This is a genomic window from Nitrosomonas limosa (assembly GCF_054188085.1).
In genome coordinates this window covers 824,773-851,260 of record NZ_CM135180.1, presented here as the reverse complement: position 1 = coordinate 851,260, position 26,488 = coordinate 824,773, and the positions used below count along the sequence as shown (strand labels likewise).

Below are 26,488 nucleotides of genomic sequence, written 5' to 3'. Positions count from 1 at the left end.
TTCTAGGTCTTGGCTTTTTTATTGTTGTTAAGCAAAGATTTTAAAACTGTTGTTATTTGCAAGAATTTAATAGCCCGCCTATGGCGGGCTTTTTGTTAGAGTGAGGTTGTTTGAATGCTGGATCATTTTCCAAAACCTGATGCTAATTATCCACATAGAAATAGAGATTATTTTATTGCTGCATTTACTTTCTTCTGTGTCGCGGTCAGTTTGGTGATTGATGGTAGTGCTAGTTACGAGATTCAAAATTTGCTTGGCGTAATTGCTTGGATTTTTCTGGCTGGTTTATTGATCGGTGAGAATAGAGAAGTGAGGATGCAAGTTGTTGTGGCCGTGGCATTTGCAACTGCAGGCGAGCATTTCGCTTCTATTTATATGGGAGGTTATACCTATCGGTTTGGTAATGTTCCTCTGTACGTTCCACCCGGGCATGGTATGGTATATTTAACGGCTGTGGCACTTTCCCGTTCGCGTTTTTTCTTGATAAATGCCAGAAAGCTCGCTATTTTTGTAATTATTGCTGGTGGGTTATGGTCGTTATGGGGTATTAGCGGTATACCGGATCAAGGAGATCAAGTCGGTGCTTTTTTATTTTGTATTTTTGTAATTTGCCTTTTTAAAGGCCGATCACCGATGGTTTATCTGGGAGCTTTTTTTATTTGCACATGGCTTGAGATTATTGGTACCGCAGCGGGCACATGGAAATGGGCTTCAATTGAACCGGTGTTTAATTGGACACAGGGAAATCCCCCCAGTGGAGTTGCGGCCTGGTATTGTTTGGTTGATGCTGTTGCGATCGGATTCGCTCCTAAAATTCTAGCTGCTTTCCAAAAAATGAATAACTGGTATAAAACATCCTTGATCAAATAGTCGTATGAACAAGCTTTTTTGATAAAAATGCATCTGATATAGAACTGTTAAATAATTTTTGTAAATGTATTGGAAGGATTAGCCGTGACTGTTGTTCGTTTACCTGATGGATCAGAACGTACTTATGAAGAGCCCGTAACCATAATGGATGTGGCAACATCAATAGGCACAGGGCTCGCCAGAGCAGCAATTGCCGCAAAAGTTGATGGGAAATTGGTTGATGTTTCCAGTCGAATTAATGGAAATTGCGAACTTGCGATAATTACAGAAAAAGATCCTGAAGGAATCGAAATCATCCGCCATTCTTGTGCGCATTTACTTGCGCATGCAGTGAAAGAGTTATTTCCTGAAGCGCAAGTAACTATAGGTCCGGTCATTGATGATGGTTTTTATTATGATTTCTCATATAAGCGGCCATTCACTCCCGACGATCTTGCGGCAATTGAGAAACGGATGTCGGAAATCAGCAAACGCGATTTAAAGATTGAAAGAAAAATAATGGAGCGTACCGAAGCCATTAATTTCTTTAAACAGCAGGGCGAACATTATAAAGCGCAAATCATTGAATCAATTCCCGGAAACGAGCAGTTATCTCTCTATTCGCAAGGTGATTTCACGGATCTCTGCCGCGGACCGCATGTTCCAGCGACTTCTAAAGTTAAAATTTTTAAACTGATGAAAGTTGCTGGCGCATATTGGCGCGGTGATTCACGCAACGAAATGTTGCAGCGTATTTACGGAACTGCATGGACCAATAAAGAAGATCAAAAGGATTATCTGCACCGGCTTGAAGAAGCCGAGAAAAGAGATCACCGGAGAATCGGAAAATTGCTCGATTTGTTTCATACGCAAGATGAAGCGCCTGGGATGGTATTTTGGCATCCTAAAGGTTGGATTTTATGGCAACAGATTGAGCAGTATATGAGAAATATCCTGAACCAGAATGGCTATCAGGAGATTCGTACCCCACAGATCTTGGATAAAGAACTCTGGGTTAAATCCGGACATTGGGAAAATTTCCGTGAAAATATGTTTACAACGAACTCGGATGAGCGGGATTTTGCTATTAAACCAATGAATTGCCCTGGTCACGTGCAAGTTTTTAATCAAGGTTTGCGAAGCTACCGGGAACTCCCGATTCGATTATCAGAATTTGGCTCCTGTCATCGAAATGAAGCTTCTGGCGCATTGCATGGGATTATGCGAGTCAGAGCATTTACACAAGATGATGCACATATTTTTTGCACCGAAGATCAAATTCAAGAAGAAGTAGTTCGGTTTATTGATTTATTGAAAACTGTTTATGCAGATTTTGGCTTTCGAGATATTATGGTCAAACTGTCAACCCGGCCACTTAAGAGAGTTGGTTCAGACGATCAGTGGGACAAATCAGAATCCGCACTCAAAGCTGCATTAGCTGAAGCAAAGCTTGATTGGGAATTGCAGCCGGGTGAAGGCGCTTTTTATGGTCCCAAAATTGAGTTCTCGCTCAAGGATTGTATTGGACGAGTGTGGCAATGTGGAACACTTCAACTTGATTTTTCGATGCCGGATCGGTTAGGGGCAGAATATGTTGCCGAAGATAATTCGCGCAGAATACCTGTTATGCTGCATAGAGCCATACTCGGTTCCATGGAAAGATTCATTGGTATTTTAATTGAGAATTATGCTGGAGCGCTTCCATTATGGTTATCGCCGGAACAGGTGGTTGTAATGAATATTTCTCGTTCACAAATGGATTTTGCTGAAAAAGTCGCTGAACATTTGAGACAACATGGTATTCGTGCAAGCTTAGACTTGAGAAATGAGAAGATAACCTATAAAATCCGCGAGCATAGCTTACAGAAACTTCCTTATCAAATTATTGTAGGGGATGAAGAAGTTCAAGCAAATTTAATCTCCGTTCGAAACCGAGGAGGGGAGAATTTGGGTCAAATGACTGTTGATTCATTGCTTGAGCAACTTAAGAAAGAAATTTCATTAAAGAGCTGAATTGTTTAACAGAATTATCTTGGAGAATTTGCCATAGTTCAGGAAAAATCAGTGCGCATCAATGAAGAGATTGATGTGCCCGAAGTACGGTTAATTGGAGTCGACGGGGAACAAGTTGGTATTGTTAAGCTTGCCGTTGCGAATGCAATGGCGGAAGAAGCGGGGGTGGATCTTGTTGAAATTGCACCAACTGCACAACCTCCTGTTTGTCGCTTGATGGATTATGGCAAGTTTCGCTATCAAGAAAGTAAAAAAAAGCACGATGCAAAAATAAAGCAGAAACAGGTACAGATTAAAGAAATAAAATTTAGACCGAATACTGACGAAGGTGATTACAACATCAAATTAAGAAATTTAATAAACTTTCTAAATGATGGTGATAAAGTTAAAGTGACTTTGCGTTTTCGGGGACGGGAAATGGCGCATCAGGAGTTTGGGATGCGTCTTTTAGAAAGAGTTAAGCAAGATTTGGAATCTTTCGCTGTAGTCGAACAATTCCCTAAAATGGAAGGCCGGCAAATGGTTATGGTATTGTCACCGAAACGCAAAGATGCACGGACTGATAAACCGAAATCCATTGTAAATGATTCACCCAGCATTTCATAATTCCGCTTTTTGTTGCTAAATCTGTTGTAAATTTTTTTAATAATAAGTGATTTTTAGGTTTGGAAAGTTTTCAATAATGAAACACCTATAATCATGTTAAATGAGGAGAATGTATGCCTAAAATGAAAACCAAAAGTGGCGCAGCAAAGCGCTTCAAGTTTAGAGCTAACGGGAGTATTAAACGCGCGCAAGCTTTTAAGCGTCATATATTGACAAAGAAAACAACCAAAAACAAACGCCAACTGCGTGGAATAGCACCTGTGCATGCAACGAATGATGCTTCAATCCGCGCAATGATGCCTTACGCATAACAAGGAGCGATCATGCCTAGAGTTAAACGTGGTGTTACAGCGCATGCGCGCCATAAGAAAATTTTGGATTTGGCCAAAGGTTATCGCGGCCGACGTAAAAATGTATACCGGATAGCAAAGCAAGCGGTCATGAAAGCGGGTCAGTATGCCTATCGGGATCGCCGACAACGGAAAAGGCAATTCCGGGCGCTTTGGATCGCGCGGATCAATGCTGCTGCCCGAGAATTTGGACTTTCCTACAGTGTGTTTATGAATGGTCTGAAAAAAGCGAGTATTGAAGTTGATAGAAAAGTTCTCGCAGATTTGGCAGTATTTGACAAAAGCGCATTTGAGAAAATTGTGCAGCAAGCAAAAGCCAGTCTGGCTGCTTAAGTGATCTGAAATTATATTGAACTTGGGAGGCCGGGTAAAACCTGAGCCTCCCTTTTTATTGTGGAGCAGAATGAAACTCTGTGCAATTGCTCCTTATACCGGATTGCTATGGATAATCTCGAAGAAATAATCACAGAAGCATCAAATTTGATGAATAGTATTGAAGACGCGGTTGAGCTGGAGAATGTCAAAGCGCGTTATCTGGGCAAGAGCGGCATCTTGACCGACTTACTAAAAGGTCTGGGTAAAATACCGGCAGAACAGCGCCCTATGATGGGGAGTTTAATCAACGAAGCCAAGAATCGGTTAGAAACTACGCTTAAATTGAGACGTGAGGCAATTCAAGCCAAAGCGCTGGAAGCAAAGCTTACCGAAGAAGCTTTGGATGTTACTTTGCCAGGAAGAGGAAGCGGCGTTGGCAGTTTGCACCCTGTTACACAGACATTATTGCGAATTGAGACATTGTTTCATTCGATTGGATTTGATGTTGCCTCAGGTCCAGAAATAGAAACTGATTTTTACAATTTTACAGCGCTCAATATTCCTGAGAATCATCCTGCAAGAGCTATGCACGACACGTTCTACATCGAGAATGGTGATTTATTGCGTACCCATACTTCTCCAGTACAGATTCACTATATGCAGAACAACAAGCCGCCAATTAAGGTTATTGCACCAGGAAGAGTGTATCGATGTGATTCCGATGTCACGCATACTCCGATGTTTCATCAAGTGGAAGGTTTATGGATTGATGAAAATGCAAATTTCTCGTCTTTAAAAGGAGTTTTGGCTGATTTTATGGCGCATTTTTTCGAACAAGAAGATTTACCCGTAAGATTCAGACCATCCTTTTTTCCGTTTACCGAACCATCAGCTGAAATGGATATCGGCTGTGTCATATGCAATGGAAAAGGCTGTCGTGTCTGTAGTCATACCGGATGGCTGGAGGTGCTTGGTTGCGGTATGGTACATCCGAACGTATTAAAACATGTTGGGATTGATAGTGAACAATATATTGGATTTGCATTCGGGATGGGTGTCGAGCGCTTAACAATGCTCAGATACGGCGTCAATGATTTAAGACTGTTTTTTGAAAACGATTTACGTTTTCTGAAACAGTTTGATTAACTGATTTTAAATCCAATATTGATATTTAATCGAAAAGTCTTATGAAATTTTCTGAAAACTGGTTGCGCAGTTTTGTAAACCCGCCGTATAGCAGTGCCGAATTGGCTCATGCCCTCACGATGGCAGGGATTGAAATTGAAAGCATTGAACCTGTTGCAGCAGCATTTAGTAGCGTCGTGGTCGCCGAAGTTCTCTCGGTCGAGAAACACCCGACTGCAGACCGCCTTAAAGTTTGCCGTGTCCAGACTGGTAATGCCGCTGAAGATTCTTTGCAAATTGTATGTGGTGCGCCTAATGTAGCTGTCGGGGTTAAAGTTCCTTGTGCGTTGGAAGGTGCAATTCTGCCGGGTTTTAGCATCAAACAAACAAAATTACGTGGAATAGATTCTTTCGGTATGCTGTGCTCCGCGAAGGAATTGGGAATCAGTGATGCCGCTGAAGGCCTACTCTTGCTCCCTGATGATGCGCCGGTAGGTATTAATTTCAGGGATTATTACGGGCTTGACGATCATATATTTGAATTAAAACTAACTCCCAACCGTGCTGATTGCCTAGGTGTGATGGGTGTGGCGCGGGAAGTTGCTGCGATTACCAATACGAAACTAAACTTGAGCGAATTAGAGCGGGGCCGTGTAGACACTGAAATTGAAGATACTTTAACAGTGCAAGTGGAAGCATCTGATGCCTGCCCGTTGTATTGCGGACGAGTCGTGCGAGGAATAAGTCTCGACGTAGCCACGCCGTTGTGGATGGCTCAAAGATTGGAACGAAGCGGCATACGGTTGATTAATGTTGTTGTAGATATAACCAACTACGTTTTGTTGGAAACCGGACAGCCCATGCACGCTTTTGATCTTGCTAAGATATCAAATACTATTCAAGTACGATTCGCCCGCTCACACGAGAAAGTACAACTGCTTAATGGTAATCAGATTGACTTGAATCCTGAAATGCTGATTATTGCGGATAATAACAAGCCGTTGGCGCTGGCAGGTATTATGGGGGGGGGGGATAGTGGTGTGATGCAAGGCACGTCTGATATTTTTCTAGAAAGCGCTTTTTTTAGTCCGAGTGTGATTAGCGGCAAATCATTTGTTCTTGGATTTAGTTCGGATTCCGCGTATCGGTTTGAACGCGGGGTTGATTTTTCAGCAACCAAGGCTGCGTTGGAACGCGCCACTTATCTCATACAATCCATTTGTGGCGGTCGCGCGGGTCCAATCACAGAAGTTAAGCACGCATTGCCGCAGCGGGGAACCGTCAGTGTTCGCATTGATCGTATCAAAAAAGTATTGGGTATTGATATAGATAAGCAGCAGGTTGCGGATTTCTTTGAGCGGTTAGGCTTTAAATATATCGAGAAAGAAAGTATTTTTGTTGTGACGCCACCTAGTTATCGTTTTGATTTGACAATAGAAGAAGATTTTATTGAAGAATTGGCGCGTATCTATGGGTACGATCGTATTCCAAGTTTTAATCCGCATGCCAATATGGCGATGCTGCCTGCTTCCGAGAAAACGCTTACGACTATCGAGATAAAGCGATTGTTAACCGCTCGCGATTATCACGAGGTTGTTAATTACGCTTTTGTGGATGAAATTTGGGAAAGAGAATTAGCTGGTAACAATCATCCTGTCGCATTAAAGAATCCGATTGCGAGTCAAATGAACGTCATGCGAAGTACGTTGATCGGTGGATTGATTTCTAATTTGCAATTCAATTTGAATCGGAAACAAACCAGGGTGCGTTTGTTTGAGATTGGTTGTTGTTTCGACAGAACGGAACAAAACAATTACTCTCAACTTGAGAAGCTTGCGGGAATCAGTTATGGCGATGTTGTTACAGAACAATGGGGAATGCCGGCAAAATCTGTCGACTTTTATGATGTTAAAGCCGATGTTGAGGTGCTTTGTAAAGGGAAAGACGTGCATTTCAGTAAGTTTTCTCATCCCGCATTGCATCCAGGGAAATCGGCTCAAATCATGATCGGTGCTCAGCCAGTAGGCTGGCTCGGTGAGTTACATCCGCATTGGCAGAAGAAATATGGTTTGCAGAAAAATGCGATTCTGTTTGAAATCGACTTGAATAGTTTGCTACCTAGATCGATACCAGCGGTCACTGAAGTTTCTAAATTTCCACCTGTCCGGCGAGATGTGGCCGTTGTGGTGGATTATGATATCAATGTCCAGACGCTTCTCGATAGCATGCATGCGGAAAAATCAGCAATTGTTACTGATATTTCGGTATTTGATATTTACCGTGGAAAAGACATGGACGATGCCAAAAAAAGTCTTGCATTCCGTGTGTTGTTACAAGATACTGAGAAAACATTAACTGATGCGGAAGCAGATTCGGCGATAGCCCAGTTAATTGAAATTTTGAAAAGTAAGTATGGCGCAACCTTAAGGAATTGATTGACGCCAAATAATGAATAATATTTAGGTCATTGAGTTTGCGTTTGAATTTGAGAGAACCGGTGAACCTCTCTCAAGATACGGAGTCATTGATCATTTTGGTTACACAAATGTGTAAGAAATCTAAATGCTGATGTTATAAGCGAATAATAAAGAACTATAGGGAGTGAAATATGGCATTAACAAAAGCTGAGTTAGCGGATATGTTGTTTGAAAATGTCGGGTTGAACAAACGCGAAGCTAAAGATATGGTTGAATCATTTTATGAAGAAGTGCGTGCCGCCTTGCAAAGTGGAGAAGGAGTAAAACTTTCTGGCTTCGGCAATTTTCAATTACGAGCTAAGCCGCAGCGCCCTGGCAGAAACCCGAAAACCGGCGAAGAAATACCGATTACGGCACGAAGAGTTGTGACTTTTCATGCCAGTCAGAAGTTAAAAGCATTAGTTGAGAAAAATTATCATGGAAAACAAAAAAATAATTAATACATTGCTTCCAATTCCCACCAAACGCTATTTTACGATTGGTGAAGTAGGTACTTTATGTGGTGTAAAACCTCATGTATTACGCTATTGGGAGCAAGAATTTACGCAGTTGAGGCCCGTCAAACGAAGAGGCAATCGCCGTTATTATCAACAACAAGAAGTATTGTTAATTCATCGCATCAGAGAATTGCTGTATGAACAGGGTTTTACCATCAATGGTGCGAGGAATCACTTGGAACAAAACGAAAGTAAATCTGTATTGAGCAATGGAAATATGGATGCTTCTTTATTTCCAGTTTCAAACTTGGGCCATATCAGGCAGGAGATCAATAACATAGTGTCGCAATTACGCTCATAGCTGCCGGTGTTAGCCGATGTCTTAGCCTGCGTTTTTATGGTCTAAGCTGTTTGTTTGTTATAATCCTCCATTCGGGGCGTAGCGCAGTCTGGTAGCGTACTTGCATGGGGTGCAAGTGGTCGGAGGTTCGAATCCTCTCGCCCCGACCATTTGTGATACTTTTGCCAATCTGTTTTGTACTTAACTTGATAAGTTGGAATATTCCGTTTGATTATCTGGTTGCAATTATAAATTTCTAAGATGCGCATATTGCTCAGTAACGATGACGGTTATTTTGCACCTGGCTTAGCCTGTCTTGCGGAGTTACTCTCAAAAATTGCTGAGATCATTGTCGTGGCACCCGAAAGAGATCGCAGCGGCTCAAGCAATTCCTTGACTCTGGATCGCCCACTCAGTCTTCACAAATCCCACAATGGTTTTTTTTATGTCAACGGTACCCCAACCGATTGTGTCCACCTGGCAGTGACAGGGATGCTGGAAGTGATGCCGGATATGATTGTATCCGGGGTAAATCATGGCGCTAACATGGGAGACGACACGATTTATTCCGGAACAGTTGCTGCCGCGACAGAGGGCTTTTTGCTAGGAATTCCTTCGCTGGCAGTATCTTTGGTGAGCTCATCGAATGGAAACTATATGACAGCTGCACGCGTTGCGGCTGATATGGTAAAACGCTTTAGCGAGAATGAAATACGAAGCCCGGTGTTATTGAATATCAATGTACCTGATATCGAATACCATCATCTTCAGGGCATTGAGATTACAAGGCTGGGGCGGCGTCATAAAGCGGAACCAGTAATTAAGTCACAAAATCCTCGTGGAGAGATTCTATATTGGGTTGGAGCGGCAGGTCCTGCACAAGATGCCGGAGAAGGCACTGATTTTTATGCAGTTCAGCACAACCGGGTTTCGATAACCCCGTTGCAAATCGACCTTACTCATTATGATCAAATCAGTCTGCTAACAAGATGGATCAATAATTAAGCGCTTGTTATGTTAGGGAAATATTTTATAGGTGCTGATAGGTGAATGTTCGTCATTCTGGAATTGGTATGACCTCTCAGCGTACACGCATGCGCATGATTGAGCGGCTGCGTGCACAAGGTATTGCTGATGAAGTGGTGTTGTCTGTGATGGGCACGATCCCGCGTCATATTTTTGTTGAAGAAGCTCTGGCAAGCAGGGCTTATGAAGACGTTGCCTTACCGATTAATTATGGACAAACCATTTCCAGTCCCTGGATTGTCGCTCGAATGACCGAGTTGCTAAGAGCAAATTCCAATTTAGGAAAAGTATTAGAAATTGGTACAGGGTGCGGTTACCAAACTGCGGTACTTGCGCAAATTGCGCAGAAGGTTTATTCAATCGAGCGGATTGGCCCGCTTCTGACTCGAACGCGTATTCGTTTGCAGGAACTGCAGATCCGGAATATTTATCTAAAACATGCCGATGGGTTATTAGGGCTGGCTGAAGCAGGGCCATTCGATGGTATCATCATGACAGCGGTTACCACGCATGTACCCGCATCATTGCTGGATCAACTGGAGATCGGCGGTCGAATGGTTTTTCCAAAAGGAACACAGAAGCAGAATCTCTGTGTTATTGAACGGAATTCGCAAGGTTTTACCGAAACTGTGCTCGAAGAAGTTAATTTTGTACCTCTGTTAGCCGGGGTCATTAAAAAATAGTGGTGCAGGAATATTAGAATGAGACAAATGTCATGAAAAAACCAAACAGTTTCGATATTTATCATTGCCCTCTCAGATTTGTTTCTTCGTTAGGTAAGCAAATGCTATTGCGGTATCTACTATTTTTTACGGGCTTGATTCTGGTTGGATGTAGTACCACCCAGCCCCCGGTCCCAGTTGTTGATCGTGAAAAGATTAATGCATCGGGGCCGTTAAGACCCACTGAACCGGCTGCCATGGATGGTCAGATATACACCGTGCAACGAGGGGATACATTGTATGGCATTGCCCTTAAGCATGGCATTGATTTTAAGAAATTAGTGGAATGGAACGAAATCGTTGATCCAAGATCGTTGCAGCCCGGCCAGAAAATCCGGCTATCGATGCCTGAAAAGGGGGCTCAACCGGTATTGTTTGCACTTCCTCAACAACCAGTTACAACGACTATAGAACCGGCGGCAGTCGCAGCTGAGCCTGTAGTGACGCCGCATGACGATGTCCGCGCGGATGTTGCGGGCACTCAAAAGATAAAAACAAGTCCTAAAGCGTTTAAATTACCGTATTCAGAACAAAATGTGGCTCGGCTTCAGTATCCTGGCAATAATCCACCGGTAATAGCGCCATCTCCCGCTGCAGCTGCAGTGACACCTGAGAACAATGCAAAAATCGAGGTGGCGCCACCATCTCCGGAACCGTTGAATTCCGACAAGGCAACAGATGCTTCGGTAGCTGATTGGATATGGCCGACAAGCGGAAAGCTGCTGGCGTCTTTTTCAAAAAATTCTAAAGGTGTAAAAATATCGGGGCAAGCAGGACAGCCGATTCTCGCTTCGGCAGCCGGCGAAGTGGTTTATAGCGGCCATGGGCTACGTGGTTACGGGAATTTAATCATTATTAAACACGATAACACCTACCTGAGTGCCTACGCTCACAATAGCAAGCTATTGGTTAAAGAAGGCGAAGCAGTCGTTAAAGGTCAGAAGATCGCCGAAATGGGCAATACCGATACGGATACGATACAGTTGCATTTTGAAATTCGCAAGAACGGGAAGCCTGTTGATCCGCTGGAGTACTTACCCAATCAATCCTAAGGAAATGCTGATCTCTGTGCAAGACAGCTGCAAAGCGAAAGAAAGAGATCTAGGAACAAGACATATTCCTTGCACAGGCAATTATCAGCGTTGCTCTAAAAAAATTGAACAATCTGCGTTACCGATAATGTTTCCCCATAACTGTCCCTTTTTATTTCCTGATTGAAAGACGCATGTGTTCTATCGCTTTTTCCATGTGTCGAGTTGCGGTTTTCGGTTGATCTCGTTTGGCGTTTTCAATCGCTGCGTTAAGGTGTTTGATGGATTCATCCAAATGGGGTGATTTATTTGTCAGTTTCTTTTCCGCAGCTTGTGCATGCGTAAGACTTTCTTGCGCATACTCCAGCAGTGTGCTGGTGTGACCTGCCTTACCGTGTATTTGAGCAGTTTCGGCTTGGTCAATCGCTTCGGTTATTGTTGAAGTGATTTCTATAGTCGTTGCATCAGGCTCATTAGCGACTGCAGGCATGCTAATCCATATTAACAACATCAATTCAATAATTTTCATTCTAATTCTCCTCAATTCTGCTATCAAAAGCGTTACGCCGCATGAGAAACCAATTCATTGAGAGCTTGGTAATCAACCCATCCGCTATCTAGATTGTTGCCAGCGATTAGTTTGAATGGCTGAGTCGGTTCTCCCAAGTCTGATACGACCGCCATTGCCCCTTCGAAGTTTTGCGAATGGGTATAACCACTGACTGTAATGAGTGTGGGAAGATCCGCGGCTAATGCGGATTTCAATCCATTCTCGGAATCTTCTATCGCGATGCATTGGTGCGCAGGTAAATTCAACTGCTCAAGTACCCACTGATAAATATCCGGTGCCGGTTTTTTTAAGGGCACAATGTCGCCCGCACCAATGATATCGAACCAGTCGATTGATTCTTCTCCTAAAGTCGACTTAAGCAAGGCGGTGACATTTTCCATTGTAGTCGTCGTTGCAATGGCCAGTTTTACTTGTTCATGCCGCAATTCCTGAATTAATCTTGCTACACCAGGTCGTAGCGGAATACTTCCTGCTTCCATTAGAGATTCGAAGTACTTGGTTTTGGTTTTGTGCAAACTTGCGATCCACTCACCTAAATCTTTTTTATCGAGAAAAGTCGGCGCGTACCGTTCGATATAGTGACGAATTCGTTCTTTACCGCCGGTAACCTGCAATAATTCTCCATAAAGACGGATATCCCAATTCCAATCGAGTTCAAATTGCTCAAATGCAGCGTTAAATGCGATGCGATGGCCATCTTGTTCGGTATCGGCGAGTGTGCCGTCCACGTCAAAAAGCACGGCTTGAAGTTTTTTAGTTGTATTCATCGGTTAAAGTTTCTCTCCTTGATCGTCAGTAAAATGAAAGCTTGCCCGCTGCAGCCGGTCGGAAATTGCAAGCCATTGAACATGATTGGGGGGTGTTTCAACCAGGAAATAATCAAACGATGCCTGATCGAATCGGTGTAACGTTGCATACAGTTGTTTACCATATTGAATGGGATCCGCAGGCATACCGAATTGTTCGATTGAGCGATTCGCGGCTTGCGGTCTTCCGGTATCTGACCACGTGAGTACCAATACCCGGAAATTTTGAGCGGATAGTGCGATTGCTTTTTGCCATAGCTCTGTTGCCGGGAATAATCCTAGCGGGGTTGAAGGGGCGTAGTGTGAGGGTAATGACCCGGATGAACGGATAGTGCTGCGAGTGGAGACAGCAATTGATCTTCCAAGTACATTCTCAAGCTCGGCAGGTGTAATTTTTCCTGGCCGCAAAATTAATGGCTCTTGTGCATGAAAGCTGACGATCGTGCTCTCCAGACCAACTTCGCAGTTACCGCCATCGAGAATCATATCGACACTGCTTCCCAGCTCCTGGTGGACATGCATCGCGGAAGTCGGGCTGATACGTCCAAATCGATTGGCTGACGGCGCAGCCAATGCTTTTTCAGGTCCGAGTGCTTCCAGCAAAGCTAATGCGGTTGGATGCGCTGGTACCCGTAACCCTACGGTGTTTTGTCCACCTGTAATACAATCAGAAATGCGGTGGCTACGTTGTAAAATGAGGGTTAATGGGCCCGGCCAGAAATGATTGGCCAAATCGTAGGCAGTTGCCGGTACCGTTTCTGCCCAATGAGCAAGATCTGAGACTGATGCAATATGCACGATCAATGGGTGATCGCAGGGACGTTGCTTGATTTCGTAAATCTTACGAATGGCTGCGGGATTGGTGGTATCCGCACCGAGACCGTACACGGTTTCGGTGGGAAATGCGACGGTGCCGCCTTCACGAATGATTCGGGCAGCAGCGGCAATTTGTTCCGGCTGATCGGGAAATTGATTGGATTGTTTTAGATCCTGAAGCGGATACATATCAATATTTCTCGTTCATCAGTCGAAGTTAAAGGCATACGTTACACTGATCATTTATTGCTGATTATCATACCAGTCGTAGCCAAGCACGCCTTGCATGGTGCGGACAAAATAAAAACATAGCCAATTAATCAGATAGTTGCGCCAGGAGAAAAATTTATTGTCTGCCGGCGTTACTGCAACAGATTCCTGCGATATCGCGGTTTTTAAACTGGCTCTTAATTCCGATGCGATGTCGTGGTTTTCAATAAGCACATTGGCTTCTCGCGCTAACAGCAAGCTAAACGGATCAATGTTGGAAGAACCCACGGTGACCCAAAATTGATCGATCACAGCGACCTTGGCATGTAAATAGCTGCGATTATATTCATAAATTTTTATTCCCGATTTCAATAAATTTTCGTAAAGCGCCTGAGTTGCATGATATTGCAAGCGGTATTCAATTTTTCCTTGTAATAACAGTTCAACACTCACCCCTCGTTTCACTGCACTCTTTAAAGCATTGCTGAATTTTCTTCCTGGCAGAAAATAAGCATTGGCGATGATAATTTCAGTTTTTGCCTGATTGATGGCTTCCAGGTAGGCATGCTCAATATCATGACGGTGGCGCCAATTATCACGAATTACAAAAGCTGCTTTATGATTTCCACAGTGAATGTTCATTGGTTTTACTACATGGGGTGTAACCCAGCGTTTTTTCAAATGAGCCCAAGCAACCAGCATCCATAAGTGTTTAATTGCACGATGTATTTGTAAGAGTAGCGGTCCCGTGATAGCAACTGCATAGTCGAAACGGGGTGTCAGATGCTCCGGATTGTCTTCGTCATCAATGATATTAATTCCGCCGACGAATGCGGTGCGAGCGTCGATCATTGCCAATTTCCGATGCATTCGCCGCAAACGATAGCGACCAGGTCTCGCAAAAAGAAATTCCGGTCTGAAAATCAGGATCTTGATGCCTGCTTGCAACATACTGTCAATGGCTTCTCTGGATAAATTTTGCGAACCGAATCCATCCAGAAGCAGGTGAACGGCAACGCCGCGCTGCACGGCGCGTTTCATCGCGGCGGCTATTCGGATACCAGTTACATCCAATTCAAAAATATACGTCTCGATATGTATTTCAAATTGAGCTGCTTCGATAGCGGCTTCGAGTACTGGAAAGTACTCCTCACCGTTATGCAGTAACGAGATCTGATTGCCTTCAACATAATGAAACTTTGACATTGACTGCTGGTAGTTGTTAGCGGTTCGTGATTGCGGCATTCTCGTCGTTGCCGTAACAAAATGAATTATGAGATCTTCAGCATTCTATCCAATGCAATTCTGGCTAATCCGGCTTCAGTCTCTGGAACCTTGATTTGATTTACGACATTACCATTTACAAGATTTTCCAATGTCCAGGCTAAATGCTGCGGATCTATCCGAGCCATCGTGGAACACATGCAAACCATTGGTGACATGAACTGTATGATTTTTCCTTGCGCTTTGAATTCTTCGGTAATCCGGCTTACGAGATTCAGTTCCGTGCCGACCAGCCAATGGGTTCCGCTTTCTGCGGCCGCGATGGTTTTTATGATGTATTCGGTGGAACCGACGTAATCGGATGCTTTGCAGACCTCAAAGCTGCATTCGGGATGCGAAATGACGATGCCATTCGGATATTGATTGCGAAAACGGATAATGTGTTGTGGTTGAAACATCTGATGCACCGAGCAGTGACCTTTCCAAAGCAATATCTTGGCGTTCTTGATTTGTTCCCGCGTCAATCCCCCCATCGGCTCGTCAAAATTCCAAACCGGCATATCGTCCAGTGAAATGCCTAACTGATGGCCGCTCCAGCGCCCAAGATGCTGATCAGGGAAGAATAATACTTTTTCCCGTTGCTTGAACGACCATTGCAGGACTTTGCCAGCATTGCTGGAAGTGCAGACGATACCGCCATGTTCACCGCAAAAGGCTTTTAAATCGGCGGAGGAATTAATATAGGTTACTGGTGTAATTACCTCATCGGGGTCAAGCACCTCAGCAAGCTCACGCCAGGCGCGTTCAACATTCGATAAGCTGGCCATATCCGCCATTGAGCAGCCGGCAGCCATATCCGGTAAAATAGCGATTTGTCTGGAGCTGGAGAGCATATCCGCAACTTCAGCCATGAAGTGCACGCCGCAAAAAACCAAGAAATCAGCATCGGTTTGCGCTGCCAGAAAAGAAAGTTTTAGAGAATCACCGGTTAGATCCGCATGCCGGTAAACATCCGCACGTTGATAATGGTGCGCCAGAATAACAGCGCGTCGGCCGAGCGCTTTTTTGGCCTCGATGATGCGTTGTGCACAGGCATCATCCTGTAACTGCTCATATCTCTCAAAATCAATGGCTTCCTGGAGCATTATAATGGGTGTGTTCCTAATGGTTCGTCAAAAATATCAGTCTATTTTATTCCAAGATATGATTGCAAGTTTCGATATTTAAAGACTTGCAACGAATCCGGCAATATGGATGATTGGTAAATGGCTATAAGTGTTCTGTTATAATTCACCATATGAATGAAGAAGGTTATATTTGAGTCAAGTGTAAATACGAAAAAAGTTCCGAGCAATTTCCTAATGATCAAGCGCCCGTTTATTAGTTCACCGCTAATTCTACTTTTAATTCTGGCATTAGTGACATTTTGGCTGGATTATATGACTCGCCCACCAGAATATGTCCAAGACGAAAATTTGAGTTTAAATCCCGATTATATTGTTGAAGAGCTATCCGGTTTTCGAATGGATTATGAATATCAGATACAACGCAAATTTACCGCTCATAAACTTTTTCATTTTTTGGACTCGGAAGTGACTCAACTGGAACAAGTGAGTTTCACAAATGCCGATCCCAAAAATCCCCTGATGCGTCTCTATGCGAATCGCGCTGAAGTTATCAACAAAGGGGAAGATGTTTATCTAACCGGGAATGTGACTGCGGTGCGAGGCACTGATGAGGATAACAGCAATATCACTTTGGTGACTGATTTCTTGCATTTGATTCCTAAAGAAAATTTGGTGAAAACGGATCAACCGGTCACTATTTCCAGATTTGATACCACCATCAAGGCAACCGGTTTGGAGTTTGATAATCGCGTTGGCATGATACAACTACTATCCAGTGTAAGAGCAGTCAATACGAAGTAATTTGGACATATGATGAAAATAATTTTCGCTATAAGTTTGTTGAGTTTACTGCTTGTGCATACGGCCAATGCCGAACGGGGTGATCGGAAAAAGCCAATTTATCTGGAAGCTGACCGTGCGACCGTTGAGGATGTCAACCGCAAAGAAGGCAGCCGGGTCAGCGTGTTTACCGGTAATGTGATTTTGACCCAAGGAACTTTGCGGATCACTGCCGATAAAATGATTATGAAAGAAGATGTGCAAGGGTTCCGCCATGCTACCGCGATGGGTGATCTCGTAACTTTCCGGCAGAAGCGGGATGGGCTTGATGAATATGTAGAAGGCTGGAGCGAGCGGGCTGAATACGATAGCAAAACCGACAAGATTGAATTGTTCCGGCAAGCCCGGTTGAAACGCGGCACCGATGAAGTTCAAGGTGATTATATTTCCTACGATATGAATAGCGAGTTTTTTCAGGTAAAAGGCAGCAAGGAACGCGGCGTGGAATCGGGCCCCGACAAGCGTGTGCGAATAACTATTCAGCCTAAAAATAAATCTGAATAGACCCTTAATCTCCAATTATTTTAAAGTTGTGCCAGCAGATGAGCGAGTTAAGAGCAAACAATTTAAAAAAGCGATATAAATCGCGCACAGTCGTGCAGGATGTTTCTTTCTCGCTTGGGAGTGGAGAAGTTATCGGATTGCTGGGACCTAACGGCGCCGGCAAAACAACTTGCTTTTACATGATCGTTGGATTGATTCCGCTGGATAGCGGCGGAGTTTTTCTGGATGACCAAGACTTAAGTCAATTGCCGATACATCAAAGAGCAAAATTAGGGTTGAGTTATTTGCCGCAAGAAGCATCGATTTTCCGGCGTTTGACTGTGGAAGAAAATATTCTGGCGGTATTAGAGCTGCAGAATTTGGATGAAGATACGAAACAGCGGTATTTAGACGATTTATTACATGATTTGCACATCAGCCATTTGCGGGATAATCCCGCTATCAGCTTATCCGGAGGGGAGCGTCGCCGTGTTGAAATAGCACGCGCGCTGGCCTCGCAGCCACGATTTATTTTATTAGACGAACCTTTTGCGGGAGTTGATCCAATTGCTGTACTGGATATTCAGAGAGTCATTGCTTTTTTGCGGGAACGGGAAATAGGGGTTCTGATTACTGATCATAATGTTCGTGAAACATTAGGAATTTGTGATCGTGCCTATATCATCAGCGACGGACATGTATTGGCTCAAGGCCGATCGGAAGAAATTATTGATAATGAGAAAGTCAGAGAAGTTTATTTGGGTGAACACTTCCGGATGTAGTTTTGTGAAACGGCTTGAATCGGTATTTTCAGTAATCGTTGTTTTTTCTGAATCATGAAGCCAATACTTCAACTCAAACTATCGCAACAATTGCGGCTGACACCTCAGTTGCAGCAGTCTATCCGGTTGCTGCAGTTATCGACGCTCGAGCTTAACCAGGAGATCGAGCGGATTGTGCAGGAAAACCCATTGCTCGAAGTGTATGAAGAGTGGAATGTTTCGGCTTCAGACAATACCTTTGAAACTGCCGAAGCTTCCAACGCCGACAATTTTGATGAAGCTTCCACGGAAGACAACACATCGTCAAATGAGGATATCGCCGAAGATAATTACGATTCCGGTACTGAATGGCCGCAGGATCAAGTTCCGGCTGCGAGTGGTTACGAAGACGACGATCGTGATTCATTGCAGTTACCGGCCAAGCCGCTCAGTTTGCGAGACCATTTATATTTTCAAACCTCTTTAAGTCATATTTCAGAACCCCAGAAGAGTTTGGTGCGTTTGCTGATCGATAGCCTGGATGAAGACGGTTATCTGTGGCAGGATCTCAGAGAATTGCAGGAAATGTTGCCGGAAGAATTGGGGGTTGAGCAAAATGACCTGGAAGGCGCGCTCGATTGTTTGCAACATTATGATCCAGCCGGTGTCGGCGCACGCAATCTTAAAGAATGCCTGGTATTACAGTTACAAGCGCTACCCGGAGAAGTATGTTACCGGGAGCAAGCCATTAAAGTCGTGCAGGAATATCTGGAAATTCTGGCATCCCATGATTTCATACAAATCAAGAAATTATTGGGATGTAACGATCATAGCTTGCGAGCTATCCAAAAACTCATTACTAACTTGAATCCAAAACCGGGCGCGCAGTTTAATTCAACTAGCGAACGTTATATCGTTCCGGATATTACAGTGACCAAAAAAGACGGAACCTGGGTAGCGAGCCTGAACCGGGCTGCAATTCCGCGTCTCAATATCAATCATCTCTATGCTAATATATTGAAGCAGGCGCATCATGCGGAACGTGGCTTGATGAACCAATTGAATGAAGCTAAATGGTTGATTAAAAATATTCAACAACGCTCAAGCACGATCCTTAAAGTAGCCAGCGTCATCGTGGAACGGCAACAGCAATTTTTTGAGCATGGGGATGTTGCCATGCGTCCGTTGGTGCTGCGGGAGATCGCGGAAGTGTTAAATCTTCATGAATCAACCGTGTCCCGCGTCACTACGCAAAAATTTATGTATACTCCGCGGGGCATTTTTGAACTGAAATATTTTTTTGGTAGCCATGTGGCGACCGATTCAGGAGGTGCTTGTTCTGCAACGGCCATCCGTGCATTAATCAAGCAGTTGGTACAGGAAGAAAACCCAAGGAAACCACTCAGCGATAATAAAATTTCCAGCATTCTTGAACAACAAGGAATCGTTGTTGCTCGTCGCACTATTGCAAAATACCGGGAATCGTTACAGATTCCTGCAGCCAATCTTCGTAAATCCATTTAACAGAATAAGGGAATAATAATGAACTTAAAACTTACCGGTAACCATGTAGAAATCACTGATGCAATGCGAGATTATGTCACTTCAAAAATCGGGAAAATTACCCGGCATTTTGATCATGTCATTGATGTCAGCGTCATTCTATCGGTAGAGAAACTCAAGCAAAAAGCTGAAGCTAACGTTCATATCCGCGGCAAAGATATTTTTGTCGAGACCGATAGCGAAGATATGTACGCATCCATCGACAGCCTGGTTGATAAACTGGACCGGCAGATACTCAAGCACAAGGAAAAAAACCTGGAACGTCGTAATCACGGCGCCTTAAAAGATCAAGAATTGGAGTGATCATTACAATAAAGCCGTTGTTCGCTTTATTTTTTATCGATATCCGAGATTTTTTGAAAATGCTGTGTCGCGGTCAAAAAGTTTCAACTTAATTCTCTGTATATAAAATCTATTTTTCATGAATCAGATTTCGCAATTGTTACCACTCTCCAATGTCATTGTCGATCTGGACGTGACCAGTAAGAAACGTGTTTTCGAGCAAGCCGGGTTGTTATTTGAGAATACCAATCATATTGCGCGGAGCCAGGTTTTTGATAGCTTGTTTGCGCGTGAGAAGCTGGGCTCGACAGGATTGGGACAGGGTGTTGCGATTCCGCATGGCCGGATCAAAGGTTTGCGTGAAGCGGTTGCCGCGTTGGTGACAATGAAGGAAGGCATTCCATTCGATGCGCCGGATGGTCAGCCGGTCAATATTGCCTGCATTTTATTAGTCCCGGAAAAAGCCACTGACAAACATCTCCAAATTCTTAGCGAGTTAGCGCAGATGTTCAGCGATAAACAGTTTCGCGAAAACATCCTGCAGTGCAAGGATGCTGCCGCGATTCACAAACTGATTGTTGATTGGGAGTCTCCCAGTGTCCCGAATTAGCATTGCACAATTGTTTGAAGATAAGAAGGAAAAGCTCAAGCTAAGCTGGATTGCAGGCCAAAGCGGTAGCTCGATTGAGCTGAGTGAAGACGAAATTTCTCATTCGGGCCAAGGCATGATCGGTCATTTGAATTTTATCCATCCGGATCGCATACAGGTTATCAGCAGCGATGAAATTCACTATCTGAACAAACAGGAAGCCGCTTCTTTAGAGAAGAAAATCAATCAACTGACGCAGAGCAATCTGGCCTGCATCATTGTTGCGGATGATGCGGAGGTTCCCGCAGCGATTCTCGATATGGCCAATGCTCATAATATTCCTTTGTTGCATTCGCCGTATCCCGGTCTGGAAGTGATTTGGCTGATAAGAACTTATCTGAGCGGTATCCTGGCGCCATCGGTCAGTTTGCACGGTGTCATGCTGGACGTGTTGGGTATGGGCGTGATGATTACCGGCGAGAGCGGTGTCGGTAAAAGCGAACTGGCTTTGGAATTAATCAGCCGCGGTCATGGATTGGTTGCGGATGATGTTGTAGAGTTGCGCCGTATCGCTCCGGAAACACTCGAAGGCCGTTGTCCGCCGATGTTAAGGGATTATCTGGAAGTACGCGGCCTTGGCATGCTGAATATCCGTACCATTTTCGGTGAAACTGCGGTGCGTCGGCGCAAGAATATGAAACTGATCGTGCATTTGCAAAATATCGCCGTAACCGGTGCCGGTGTACTGGAACGGCTGCCGATCAGCGACTTGACTGAGAACATTATAAATGTCGATATCCGCAAAGTGATTATTCCGGTGGCGCCGGGTCGCAATCTGGCGGTATTGGTCGAGGCAGCGGTCAGAAATTATGTATTGCAGTTGCGCGGTATCGATGGCACCAAGGAATTCATTGAACGCCATGAGCGTGCAATGATTGATGGATCTGCCGATAAGTATCAATACTGACACCCGCCGGTTTCGCTTATTCCTTCTCCTGCGGAGCGCCCCAAGATAATGCGAACGAACATTGACCATCCTGCAACGATTACCTTGGCGTTTACCGGCGCATCCGGGATGCCATACGGCATACGTCTGCTTGAAGTGTTGTTGCAGCAAGGTAAGCAAGTGTATCTGTTGTATTCCAAAGTCGCGCAGATCGTTGCACAACAGGAAATGGTCTTGGCATTACCGTCCAGCGCTAAGGAAGCCGAAGCTTTCTTGCGTGACCGCTACGGCATCACAAACGGACAGTTAAGGGTATTCGGACGTGAGGAATGGTTTGCGCCGGTAGCCTCCGGTTCCAATCCCGCCGACGCCATGGTGATTTGTCCCTGTACCATGGGGACTTTGGCAGCCATTTCTGCCGGCATGAGCCAGAATCTAATCGAACGTGCAGCTGACGTGATGCTGAAGGAGAACCGTCCGCTCATTATCGTGCCGCGGGAAACACCGTTTTCCGCGATTCACCTGGAAAATATGCTGAAGCTGGTGCGAAGCGGCGCTGTCATCCTGCCCGCCAATCCGGGGTTTTATCATCACCCGCAAACTGTGCAAGATCTAGTGGATTTCGTGGTTGCGCGCGTACTCGATCATTTGCATGTCAACCACGACCTGATGCCGCGCTGGGGCGAGAAGGACTGATGCTACTGCTTTTCTGCAAGTGATTCTGAATTTTTCAGCGTAGCTGCGGGGAATAAGCGGTGTTCCCGGGTTTTAAAAATACCGGCCTCGGTGACTACGAAATGCATAGAAATATCATGAGCTTGTGGGAAAATGTCGGGAAGCCGCTGCAATTCGAAAGCGACTCCGATAGTTAACGGTTGATGTTCGTAAGTCGCAAGCGTGCGATCATAGTAACCGCTGCCGTAGCCAAGACGGTAACCTTGCGAATCAAAACCGACCATTGGAATGATTACCGCATCGAGTCTGACAATCGGGCTGTTGTCCGGCACCGGGATACCGTAAGCACCGGTCTTCATGGGTATATCCGGCGACCATTCGCGAAAATGCAATGGCTGGTTTTTTTCGATAACTTCCGGTAAAGCCAGCGTTGCCCCCTGTTGCAGAAAATACGATGCTGCCGGACGTGGATCGTATTCACCACGGAAAGGCCAGTAGATTCCGATCGTCATGCGGTGCGGTTGCGTTAATCCCTGTTTAAGGAAAGCCGAAATCGCTTCACTCCATTGCCGGTGCAGATGCGCCGTAATTGCTTCGCGTGCGGCAATCAATTGTTGACGCTGTTGTTTTTTCCAATCGGCCAGGTTATCCATGGTATTCGCTACAAGGAGAAAAAGATGACTGACCGGTTAGGAAGTTTTGCTTCAGTAATGCACGCACTGGTGCCGGGATTCCATAATCAAGCGCTTCCAGCGGCGTTAACCAGATACAATCCGGGCGGGCGGCAGGATTGTTCGGTGTTACCTGTAGTAACTGCGGATATATGCGTAATTTATAATGGGTAAATTGATGATCCAAAGCCGGCAATTCAACCGGGGGTTGAACAGAGATTCCCCATTGTTGCTGGCAATAGTTCACGATATCCATGTCCATTGTCATTTCCGGCAGACACCATAAGCCACCCCAAATACCATCCGATGGTCTTTTTTCGAGCAGCAACCGTTGATGATGCTGTAGCAGCAGCAATACAGTCTCTTTTCGAGGTAGGGGCTGGCGCGGTTTGGCAGCAGGTAGTTGCATGACACGCTGCTGTTGCCAAGCGATGCATTTCGATTGCAATGGGCAGCTGCCGCATTGAGGTTTGTCGCGGGTGCAGACAGTGGAACCCAAGTCCATCAAAGCCTGGGTATAAGTTTCGATGCTGCCGCCACGGTGATCGTCAGGAAGCGCTGCCTCGGCTTTCTGCCATAACAGCTTCTGAATCTTTGATTGGCCAGGATGGCCCTCGATACCAAAGAAGCGTGCAAATATCCGTTTCACATTGCCGTCGAGTATCGCTTCACGCTGACCAAACGCAAAAACTGCAATGGCAGCGGCGGTCGAACGGCCAACGCCTGGAAGTTGCTGGATGAGTTCGCGAAGCTCTGGGAACTGCCCTTGATATTCGTGCACGATGCGGTGTGCGGCTAAGTGTAAATTACGCGCGCGCGAGTAATAGCCCAAGCCGCTCCATAAAGCGAGCACGTCGTCGAGCGGTGCGTTTGCCAAGCGATCAACAGCCGGGAAAGTCTGCAGGAAGCGCTGATAATAGGGAATAACCGTGCTGACCTGGGTTTGTTGCAACATGATTTCCGATATCCAGATTGCATACGGATTGCGGTTCTGTTGCCACGGCAGATCGTGACGGCCGTTCAGCGGGTGCCAACGGATCAGGCTCTCGGCAAGAAACGACATCGGCAAGTATACGGACGATTAATCGAACACGACTTCGCTAAACTTGGCGTTAGGCGTCAAAACTTCCATTTTGGCGAGCGACATCAAGTCGACTTGCTGCTGCGCATCGTTTTCAATGATCAGGCACTCGCGCTTGTCGGAAGTGCTGGCGATATCGACGGCTTTGCCTTCGATCACTTGACCGTCTTTTAAAATGAGCCTCAATTGATAGCGGTACATACACGCGACTTCGACAAAGTCGTGCAATTCGCAGTCAATAACAGTATTTGACATCGTTTTAAATCCTTCCATAAGGTGAAAACCGAATACATACTATACACGCAAAACCTTCCGGAGCAAGGTGGCGTGTCCATTGCATCAATACGGCAATTACAAACCACCATGCAATCCCGGTATGCCGATGCGTTGAATCTGAATGGCATTGTTGCTTTCTTCATATGCCAGCAGCCTCCCTTCTTGGCGCCATAGCCGGAACGCCAGCGAATAGCTTAGCACCCGGATCGGATAATCGCGCGGTAAAGTTTGCAGATACGGTTGTATCGTAGTGAAGTCGGTCGCGCCATATTGTTGCATGATAAAACGCAGACCGCCGTTTGCCGGGCCGATGTTATACGCCAGCAACCCCAGGAACAGATCGCCGTTCATCTCCGCCAGGTAATGCTTGAGCGTCGCCGCAGCGACAAAGGCATTGTGGCGGGAATCATCCAATAAAATTTTATCCACGCCTAAGTACCGCCGTGCCTGATTGACCGCTGCATCCGGTACTCGGGTGATCTGGAACAAACCTCGTCCGCCATCATTGCTGGTGCGCGGAATGAATGACGATTCGGTGGCTGCGAGACCGTGCAGTAACTGGGCATCGATTCTAAATACCCGTGCTGCCTCTTCAATCGCTTGACGGTATTCTTGGGAGCGATTGAGCATTTTTTGTAACTGTGCCGCATCCTGCCGCCGGTACGCGGCATACACTTGGTGCGCAATCGTGACGCGCCCAGCTTCTTCCTTGCCGCCAAGCAGCGTGCGAAAATGACCGTATGCCACAGTGAATTGGTCATACGAGACAAACCACATGATCTGCAGTGCAAGCGCTACGGAAATAACTGGTATCCAATATTCCGAGTGTGATCGCAACCATTGCCGCAACTTCCACCATCCGATCAGAAAAAAACTGGCCATCAGTATGAATGCCAAGATTCCTGCAGTAAACGGTAACAAGTTGGCGAAAAAACTGGTGCCGGAAAACCGGTTAGCCGTATAGCCGAGCAGCAGAATAATGGCGCATGCCGCGATGGCGCTCAACGCAGTGATTTCAATACCGGTGAGCAGCATTTTTCGCTGAAATCCATCGAACAGATTGTTATTGGCGCGTTTACTGGTTCTTGATACCTTGCGGTCGCTGCGTATCACTGCGTTGCGACGACGCTTCAGCTTAGGTCTGGCCGGTTTTGACAGGGAATTGTTGATGCGGGTGGGGTTGTTCACGAGGATACGGATTAAAGAGAATGTATTTTTCTTTAACAGGCCGTTGAAAAACTATCTGCGTTGCCGCTACGGTGTTAAAAACAAGCTCAAAATGCTCATTTATACCGCATAACCTGCGCTTTTTCGCCTGTTTTTGCCTTGTATCGGCTGCCTCGAAAACGTTTCTCAATGGCCTGTTAATTATAGACGTGATTTTGTAGTGCATTACAGCGATACCATTAAACTTGATGCTATTGCAAAGTGCAAAGTTTTAGCAAAACACTTGAAATGCCTATGTATGTATTTTACTGCGTTGAGTGGTGCGAAAAAGCTTACTCAAGGCATTATCATTAGCACTCTTCAACGATTCAATTCTTGCCAATCGGAGCAACGCGGATCAGATCCTTCGGCAAGTCTCCGACCGGTTGCACCGGAAAGAATCGTGCGTAAATTAATCTCATTCGCCGCGCTCAAGTCGATTTGACGGTGAATGTCCTCACGGACTCTATCTTGAAGCACCGTGTCGATGCGGTCGAAATTGGTAACATCGAACTGACTGTAATCTACCCGGGAGCGGAAAATGCATAAGCCGGATCCGATGAGATTGGGCGCCCAAACGGCTCTGTAATTAAGCGAAAAACGCAATTCAACAGGGAAATCGATGCGGCCGGATGTGACGCATTGCGGCGGCGGGGGCGGAACAATAGTTGGATTCAATGGAGGTGGTTGCAATGCTACTGCATGGGCGTTGGCGTTGTAACGCGTATCGCTAGGAACACAAGCCGTGAGGGTGTTATCCTCTCCACCCGGAAAAATTGTAATACCCGAAGTGCCTGACAATTGCTGTTCTTTTAACTGATATCCCACACAAAATTGCCGATCACCGATTGTGAGCAGATCGGGGGCTTTGTCCGGAATAGTTAGATTTAAGTTTAATCCCGAATTGATGCCTTGCGGATCGGGAGTGCATGCATTGGGAAAAGGAACAAGGTTGTCCGGGGTTTGATTGGTCGTGCCGCAACCTGCCAACGCGCCCGCAACCAAGAAAATTGCCCAATATTTCGAGTGAATTGAATACTTTGAGTATCTGCTGTTTTTGGGGGCCATGG

General features: G+C 45.3%; 30 protein-coding genes and 1 tRNA gene. 21 read left to right on the top strand and 10 right to left on the bottom strand.

Features of this window, described 5'->3' with window-relative positions; all coding sequences use genetic code 11:
- The first annotated feature begins 114 nt into the window (after window positions 1-114).
- The 13 genes from ACV7NC_RS03865 (at window position 115) to ACV7NC_RS03805 (ending at window position 11,312) form a co-directional block, all read left to right on the top strand.
- Window positions 115-870: a hypothetical protein gene (locus tag ACV7NC_RS03865; RefSeq protein ID WP_458154145.1), complete on the top strand. Its 756-nt coding sequence runs from the start codon at window positions 115-117 to the stop codon at window positions 868-870.
- A gap of 84 nt (window positions 871-954) precedes the next feature.
- Window positions 955-2,862 carry a threonine--tRNA ligase gene (thrS, locus tag ACV7NC_RS03860; RefSeq protein WP_458154143.1) on the top strand — a complete coding sequence of 636 codons (1,908 nt, stop codon included), beginning with the start codon at window positions 955-957 and terminating at the stop codon, window positions 2,860-2,862.
- A 51-nt stretch (window positions 2,863-2,913) separates the two neighbouring features.
- Entirely contained in the window at window positions 2,914-3,468 is a 555-nt protein-coding gene (gene infC / locus ACV7NC_RS03855; protein WP_458154142.1) for a translation initiation factor IF-3, read from the top strand.
- Between the two features lie 113 nt (window positions 3,469-3,581).
- Complete coding sequence (gene rpmI, locus ACV7NC_RS03850; protein ID WP_458154141.1) at window positions 3,582-3,779, top strand: 50S ribosomal protein L35; 198 nt, start codon at window positions 3,582-3,584, stop codon at window positions 3,777-3,779.
- Between the two features lie 12 nt (window positions 3,780-3,791).
- Window positions 3,792-4,151 carry a 50S ribosomal protein L20 gene (gene rplT, locus ACV7NC_RS03845; protein WP_458154140.1) on the top strand — a complete coding sequence of 120 codons (360 nt, stop codon included), beginning with the start codon at window positions 3,792-3,794 and terminating at the stop codon, window positions 4,149-4,151.
- Window positions 4,152-4,259: 108 nt separating this feature from the next.
- A complete protein-coding gene (pheS, locus tag ACV7NC_RS03840) occupies window positions 4,260-5,279 on the top strand; it encodes a phenylalanine--tRNA ligase subunit alpha (protein WP_458154139.1) in 1,020 nt (339 codons plus the stop codon).
- A 41-nt stretch (window positions 5,280-5,320) separates the two neighbouring features.
- Window positions 5,321-7,693: a phenylalanine--tRNA ligase subunit beta gene (gene pheT, locus ACV7NC_RS03835; RefSeq protein ID WP_458154138.1), complete on the top strand. Its 2,373-nt coding sequence runs from the start codon at window positions 5,321-5,323 to the stop codon at window positions 7,691-7,693.
- Between the two features lie 173 nt (window positions 7,694-7,866).
- On the top strand, window positions 7,867-8,175 hold the full coding sequence (locus ACV7NC_RS03830) for an integration host factor subunit alpha (protein ID WP_458154137.1): 309 nt from the start codon (window positions 7,867-7,869) through the stop codon (window positions 8,173-8,175).
- A complete protein-coding gene (locus ACV7NC_RS03825) occupies window positions 8,153-8,533 on the top strand; it encodes a MerR family transcriptional regulator (RefSeq protein WP_458154136.1) in 381 nt (126 codons plus the stop codon). Before ACV7NC_RS03830 ends, ACV7NC_RS03825 begins: the two co-directional genes overlap by 23 nt.
- 72 nt (window positions 8,534-8,605) lie before the next feature.
- Window positions 8,606-8,682 (top strand) — tRNA-Pro (locus ACV7NC_RS03820).
- 91 nt (window positions 8,683-8,773) lie between these two features.
- Window positions 8,774-9,517 (top strand): 5'/3'-nucleotidase SurE, encoded by a 744-nt coding sequence (surE, locus tag ACV7NC_RS03815; RefSeq protein ID WP_458154134.1) that lies wholly within the window; start codon window positions 8,774-8,776, stop codon window positions 9,515-9,517.
- A gap of 41 nt (window positions 9,518-9,558) precedes the next feature.
- A complete protein-coding gene (locus ACV7NC_RS03810) occupies window positions 9,559-10,221 on the top strand; it encodes a protein-L-isoaspartate(D-aspartate) O-methyltransferase (protein ID WP_458154133.1) in 663 nt (220 codons plus the stop codon).
- 32 nt (window positions 10,222-10,253) lie between these two features.
- On the top strand, window positions 10,254-11,312 hold the full coding sequence (locus ACV7NC_RS03805; RefSeq protein ID WP_458154132.1) for a peptidoglycan DD-metalloendopeptidase family protein: 1,059 nt from the start codon (window positions 10,254-10,256) through the stop codon (window positions 11,310-11,312).
- Between the two features lie 151 nt (window positions 11,313-11,463).
- Here the strand turns inward: ACV7NC_RS03805 and smbP are convergent, their stop codons facing one another.
- The 5 genes from smbP to nadA all read right to left on the bottom strand — a co-directional run bounded on the left by smbP (window position 11,464) and on the right by nadA (window position 16,063).
- On the bottom strand, window positions 11,464-11,820 hold the full coding sequence (gene smbP, locus ACV7NC_RS03800) for a small metal-binding protein SmbP (protein ID WP_458154131.1): 357 nt from the start codon (window positions 11,818-11,820) through the stop codon (window positions 11,464-11,466).
- Between the two features lie 32 nt (window positions 11,821-11,852).
- Window positions 11,853-12,629: an HAD family hydrolase gene (locus ACV7NC_RS03795; protein ID WP_458154130.1), complete on the bottom strand. Its 777-nt coding sequence runs from the start codon at window positions 12,627-12,629 to the stop codon at window positions 11,853-11,855.
- Window positions 12,630-12,632: 3 nt separating this feature from the next.
- Window positions 12,633-13,673 carry an L-threonylcarbamoyladenylate synthase gene (locus tag ACV7NC_RS03790; protein ID WP_458154129.1) on the bottom strand — a complete coding sequence of 347 codons (1,041 nt, stop codon included), beginning with the start codon at window positions 13,671-13,673 and terminating at the stop codon, window positions 12,633-12,635.
- Window positions 13,674-13,727: 54 nt separating this feature from the next.
- Window positions 13,728-14,900: a cardiolipin synthase ClsB gene (gene clsB / locus ACV7NC_RS03785; protein ID WP_458154128.1), complete on the bottom strand. Its 1,173-nt coding sequence runs from the start codon at window positions 14,898-14,900 to the stop codon at window positions 13,728-13,730.
- 65 nt (window positions 14,901-14,965) lie between these two features.
- On the bottom strand, window positions 14,966-16,063 hold the full coding sequence (nadA, locus tag ACV7NC_RS03780) for a quinolinate synthase NadA (protein ID WP_458154127.1): 1,098 nt from the start codon (window positions 16,061-16,063) through the stop codon (window positions 14,966-14,968).
- Window positions 16,064-16,219: 156 nt separating this feature from the next.
- On the opposite strand from nadA, the gene lptC reads away from it, so the two are divergent.
- From lptC to ACV7NC_RS03740, 8 genes are all read left to right on the top strand, one after another.
- Window positions 16,220-16,846: an LPS export ABC transporter periplasmic protein LptC gene (lptC, locus tag ACV7NC_RS03775; protein ID WP_458154126.1), complete on the top strand. Its 627-nt coding sequence runs from the start codon at window positions 16,220-16,222 to the stop codon at window positions 16,844-16,846.
- 39 nt (window positions 16,847-16,885) lie between these two features.
- On the top strand, window positions 16,886-17,389 hold the full coding sequence (lptA, locus tag ACV7NC_RS03770) for a lipopolysaccharide transport periplasmic protein LptA (protein ID WP_458154125.1): 504 nt from the start codon (window positions 16,886-16,888) through the stop codon (window positions 17,387-17,389).
- Window positions 17,390-17,427: 38 nt separating this feature from the next.
- Window positions 17,428-18,150: an LPS export ABC transporter ATP-binding protein gene (lptB, locus tag ACV7NC_RS03765; RefSeq protein WP_458154124.1), complete on the top strand. Its 723-nt coding sequence runs from the start codon at window positions 17,428-17,430 to the stop codon at window positions 18,148-18,150.
- 54 nt (window positions 18,151-18,204) lie between these two features.
- Window positions 18,205-19,653: an RNA polymerase factor sigma-54 gene (locus tag ACV7NC_RS03760; protein WP_458154122.1), complete on the top strand. Its 1,449-nt coding sequence runs from the start codon at window positions 18,205-18,207 to the stop codon at window positions 19,651-19,653.
- A gap of 18 nt (window positions 19,654-19,671) precedes the next feature.
- On the top strand, window positions 19,672-19,995 hold the full coding sequence (gene hpf / locus ACV7NC_RS03755; RefSeq protein ID WP_292923844.1) for a ribosome hibernation-promoting factor, HPF/YfiA family: 324 nt from the start codon (window positions 19,672-19,674) through the stop codon (window positions 19,993-19,995).
- A 118-nt stretch (window positions 19,996-20,113) separates the two neighbouring features.
- Window positions 20,114-20,584 carry a PTS sugar transporter subunit IIA gene (locus tag ACV7NC_RS03750; protein WP_458154121.1) on the top strand — a complete coding sequence of 157 codons (471 nt, stop codon included), beginning with the start codon at window positions 20,114-20,116 and terminating at the stop codon, window positions 20,582-20,584.
- Window positions 20,571-21,530, top strand: coding sequence for an HPr(Ser) kinase/phosphatase (hprK, locus tag ACV7NC_RS03745; RefSeq protein ID WP_458154120.1), 960 nt, complete (start codon window positions 20,571-20,573; stop codon window positions 21,528-21,530). Before ACV7NC_RS03750 ends, hprK begins: the two co-directional genes overlap by 14 nt.
- Window positions 21,531-21,578: 48 nt before the next feature.
- Complete coding sequence (locus ACV7NC_RS03740; protein WP_458154119.1) at window positions 21,579-22,205, top strand: flavin prenyltransferase UbiX; 627 nt, start codon at window positions 21,579-21,581, stop codon at window positions 22,203-22,205.
- Window positions 22,206-22,207: 2 nt separating this feature from the next.
- Here the strand turns inward: ACV7NC_RS03740 and ACV7NC_RS03735 are convergent, their stop codons facing one another.
- The 5 genes from ACV7NC_RS03735 to ACV7NC_RS03715 all read right to left on the bottom strand — a co-directional run bounded on the left by ACV7NC_RS03735 (window position 22,208) and on the right by ACV7NC_RS03715 (window position 26,486).
- Window positions 22,208-22,837, bottom strand: a complete 630-nt coding sequence (locus tag ACV7NC_RS03735) for a 5-formyltetrahydrofolate cyclo-ligase (RefSeq protein ID WP_458154118.1) — start codon at window positions 22,835-22,837, stop codon at window positions 22,208-22,210.
- Window positions 22,830-23,918, bottom strand: coding sequence for an A/G-specific adenine glycosylase (gene mutY, locus ACV7NC_RS03730; protein ID WP_458154117.1), 1,089 nt, complete (start codon window positions 23,916-23,918; stop codon window positions 22,830-22,832). Before mutY ends, ACV7NC_RS03735 begins: the two co-directional genes overlap by 8 nt.
- Before the next feature lie 18 nt (window positions 23,919-23,936).
- Window positions 23,937-24,191 carry a Rho-binding antiterminator gene (locus ACV7NC_RS03725; protein WP_458154116.1) on the bottom strand — a complete coding sequence of 85 codons (255 nt, stop codon included), beginning with the start codon at window positions 24,189-24,191 and terminating at the stop codon, window positions 23,937-23,939.
- 96 nt (window positions 24,192-24,287) lie between these two features.
- Complete coding sequence (locus ACV7NC_RS03720) at window positions 24,288-25,400, bottom strand: lytic transglycosylase domain-containing protein (RefSeq protein ID WP_458154115.1); 1,113 nt, start codon at window positions 25,398-25,400, stop codon at window positions 24,288-24,290.
- Between the two features lie 339 nt (window positions 25,401-25,739).
- Window positions 25,740-26,486, bottom strand: a complete 747-nt coding sequence (locus ACV7NC_RS03715) for a hypothetical protein (protein ID WP_458154114.1) — start codon at window positions 26,484-26,486, stop codon at window positions 25,740-25,742.
- Window positions 26,487-26,488: the final 2 nt, after the last annotated feature.

Excerpts from the sequence above, each read along its gene's own strand:
- ACV7NC_RS03865 (WP_458154145.1), top strand. The coding sequence starts at position 115 with ATGCTGGATCATTTTCCAAAACCTGATGCTAATTATCCACATAGAAAT.
- rpmI (WP_458154141.1), top strand. The coding sequence starts at position 3,582 with ATGCCTAAAATGAAAACCAAAAGTGGCGCAGCAAAGCGCTTCAAGTTT.
- rplT (WP_458154140.1), top strand. The coding sequence starts at position 3,792 with ATGCCTAGAGTTAAACGTGGTGTTACAGCGCATGCGCGCCATAAGAAA.
- pheS (WP_458154139.1), top strand. The coding sequence starts at position 4,260 with ATGGATAATCTCGAAGAAATAATCACAGAAGCATCAAATTTGATGAAT.
- pheT (WP_458154138.1), top strand. The coding sequence starts at position 5,321 with ATGAAATTTTCTGAAAACTGGTTGCGCAGTTTTGTAAACCCGCCGTAT.
- ACV7NC_RS03830 (WP_458154137.1), top strand. The coding sequence starts at position 7,867 with ATGGCATTAACAAAAGCTGAGTTAGCGGATATGTTGTTTGAAAATGTC.
- ACV7NC_RS03825 (WP_458154136.1), top strand. The coding sequence starts at position 8,153 with ATGGAAAACAAAAAAATAATTAATACATTGCTTCCAATTCCCACCAAA.
- surE (WP_458154134.1), top strand. The coding sequence starts at position 8,774 with ATGCGCATATTGCTCAGTAACGATGACGGTTATTTTGCACCTGGCTTA.
- ACV7NC_RS03805 (WP_458154132.1), top strand. The coding sequence starts at position 10,254 with ATGAAAAAACCAAACAGTTTCGATATTTATCATTGCCCTCTCAGATTT.
- smbP (WP_458154131.1), bottom strand. The coding sequence starts at position 11,820 with ATGAAAATTATTGAATTGATGTTGTTAATATGGATTAGCATGCCTGCA.
- ACV7NC_RS03795 (WP_458154130.1), bottom strand. The coding sequence starts at position 12,629 with ATGAATACAACTAAAAAACTTCAAGCCGTGCTTTTTGACGTGGACGGC.
- ACV7NC_RS03790 (WP_458154129.1), bottom strand. The coding sequence starts at position 13,673 with ATGTATCCGCTTCAGGATCTAAAACAATCCAATCAATTTCCCGATCAG.
- clsB (WP_458154128.1), bottom strand. The coding sequence starts at position 14,900 with ATGTCAAAGTTTCATTATGTTGAAGGCAATCAGATCTCGTTACTGCAT.
- nadA (WP_458154127.1), bottom strand. The coding sequence starts at position 16,063 with ATGCTCCAGGAAGCCATTGATTTTGAGAGATATGAGCAGTTACAGGAT.
- lptC (WP_458154126.1), top strand. The coding sequence starts at position 16,220 with ATGAAGAAGGTTATATTTGAGTCAAGTGTAAATACGAAAAAAGTTCCG.
- lptB (WP_458154124.1), top strand. The coding sequence starts at position 17,428 with ATGAGCGAGTTAAGAGCAAACAATTTAAAAAAGCGATATAAATCGCGC.
- ACV7NC_RS03760 (WP_458154122.1), top strand. The coding sequence starts at position 18,205 with ATGAAGCCAATACTTCAACTCAAACTATCGCAACAATTGCGGCTGACA.
- hpf (WP_292923844.1), top strand. The coding sequence starts at position 19,672 with ATGAACTTAAAACTTACCGGTAACCATGTAGAAATCACTGATGCAATG.
- ACV7NC_RS03750 (WP_458154121.1), top strand. The coding sequence starts at position 20,114 with ATGAATCAGATTTCGCAATTGTTACCACTCTCCAATGTCATTGTCGAT.
- ACV7NC_RS03740 (WP_458154119.1), top strand. The coding sequence starts at position 21,579 with ATGCGAACGAACATTGACCATCCTGCAACGATTACCTTGGCGTTTACC.
- ACV7NC_RS03735 (WP_458154118.1), bottom strand. The coding sequence starts at position 22,837 with ATGGATAACCTGGCCGATTGGAAAAAACAACAGCGTCAACAATTGATT.
- mutY (WP_458154117.1), bottom strand. The coding sequence starts at position 23,918 with ATGTCGTTTCTTGCCGAGAGCCTGATCCGTTGGCACCCGCTGAACGGC.
- ACV7NC_RS03725 (WP_458154116.1), bottom strand. The coding sequence starts at position 24,191 with ATGTCAAATACTGTTATTGACTGCGAATTGCACGACTTTGTCGAAGTC.
- ACV7NC_RS03715 (WP_458154114.1), bottom strand. The coding sequence starts at position 26,486 with ATGGCCCCCAAAAACAGCAGATACTCAAAGTATTCAATTCACTCGAAA.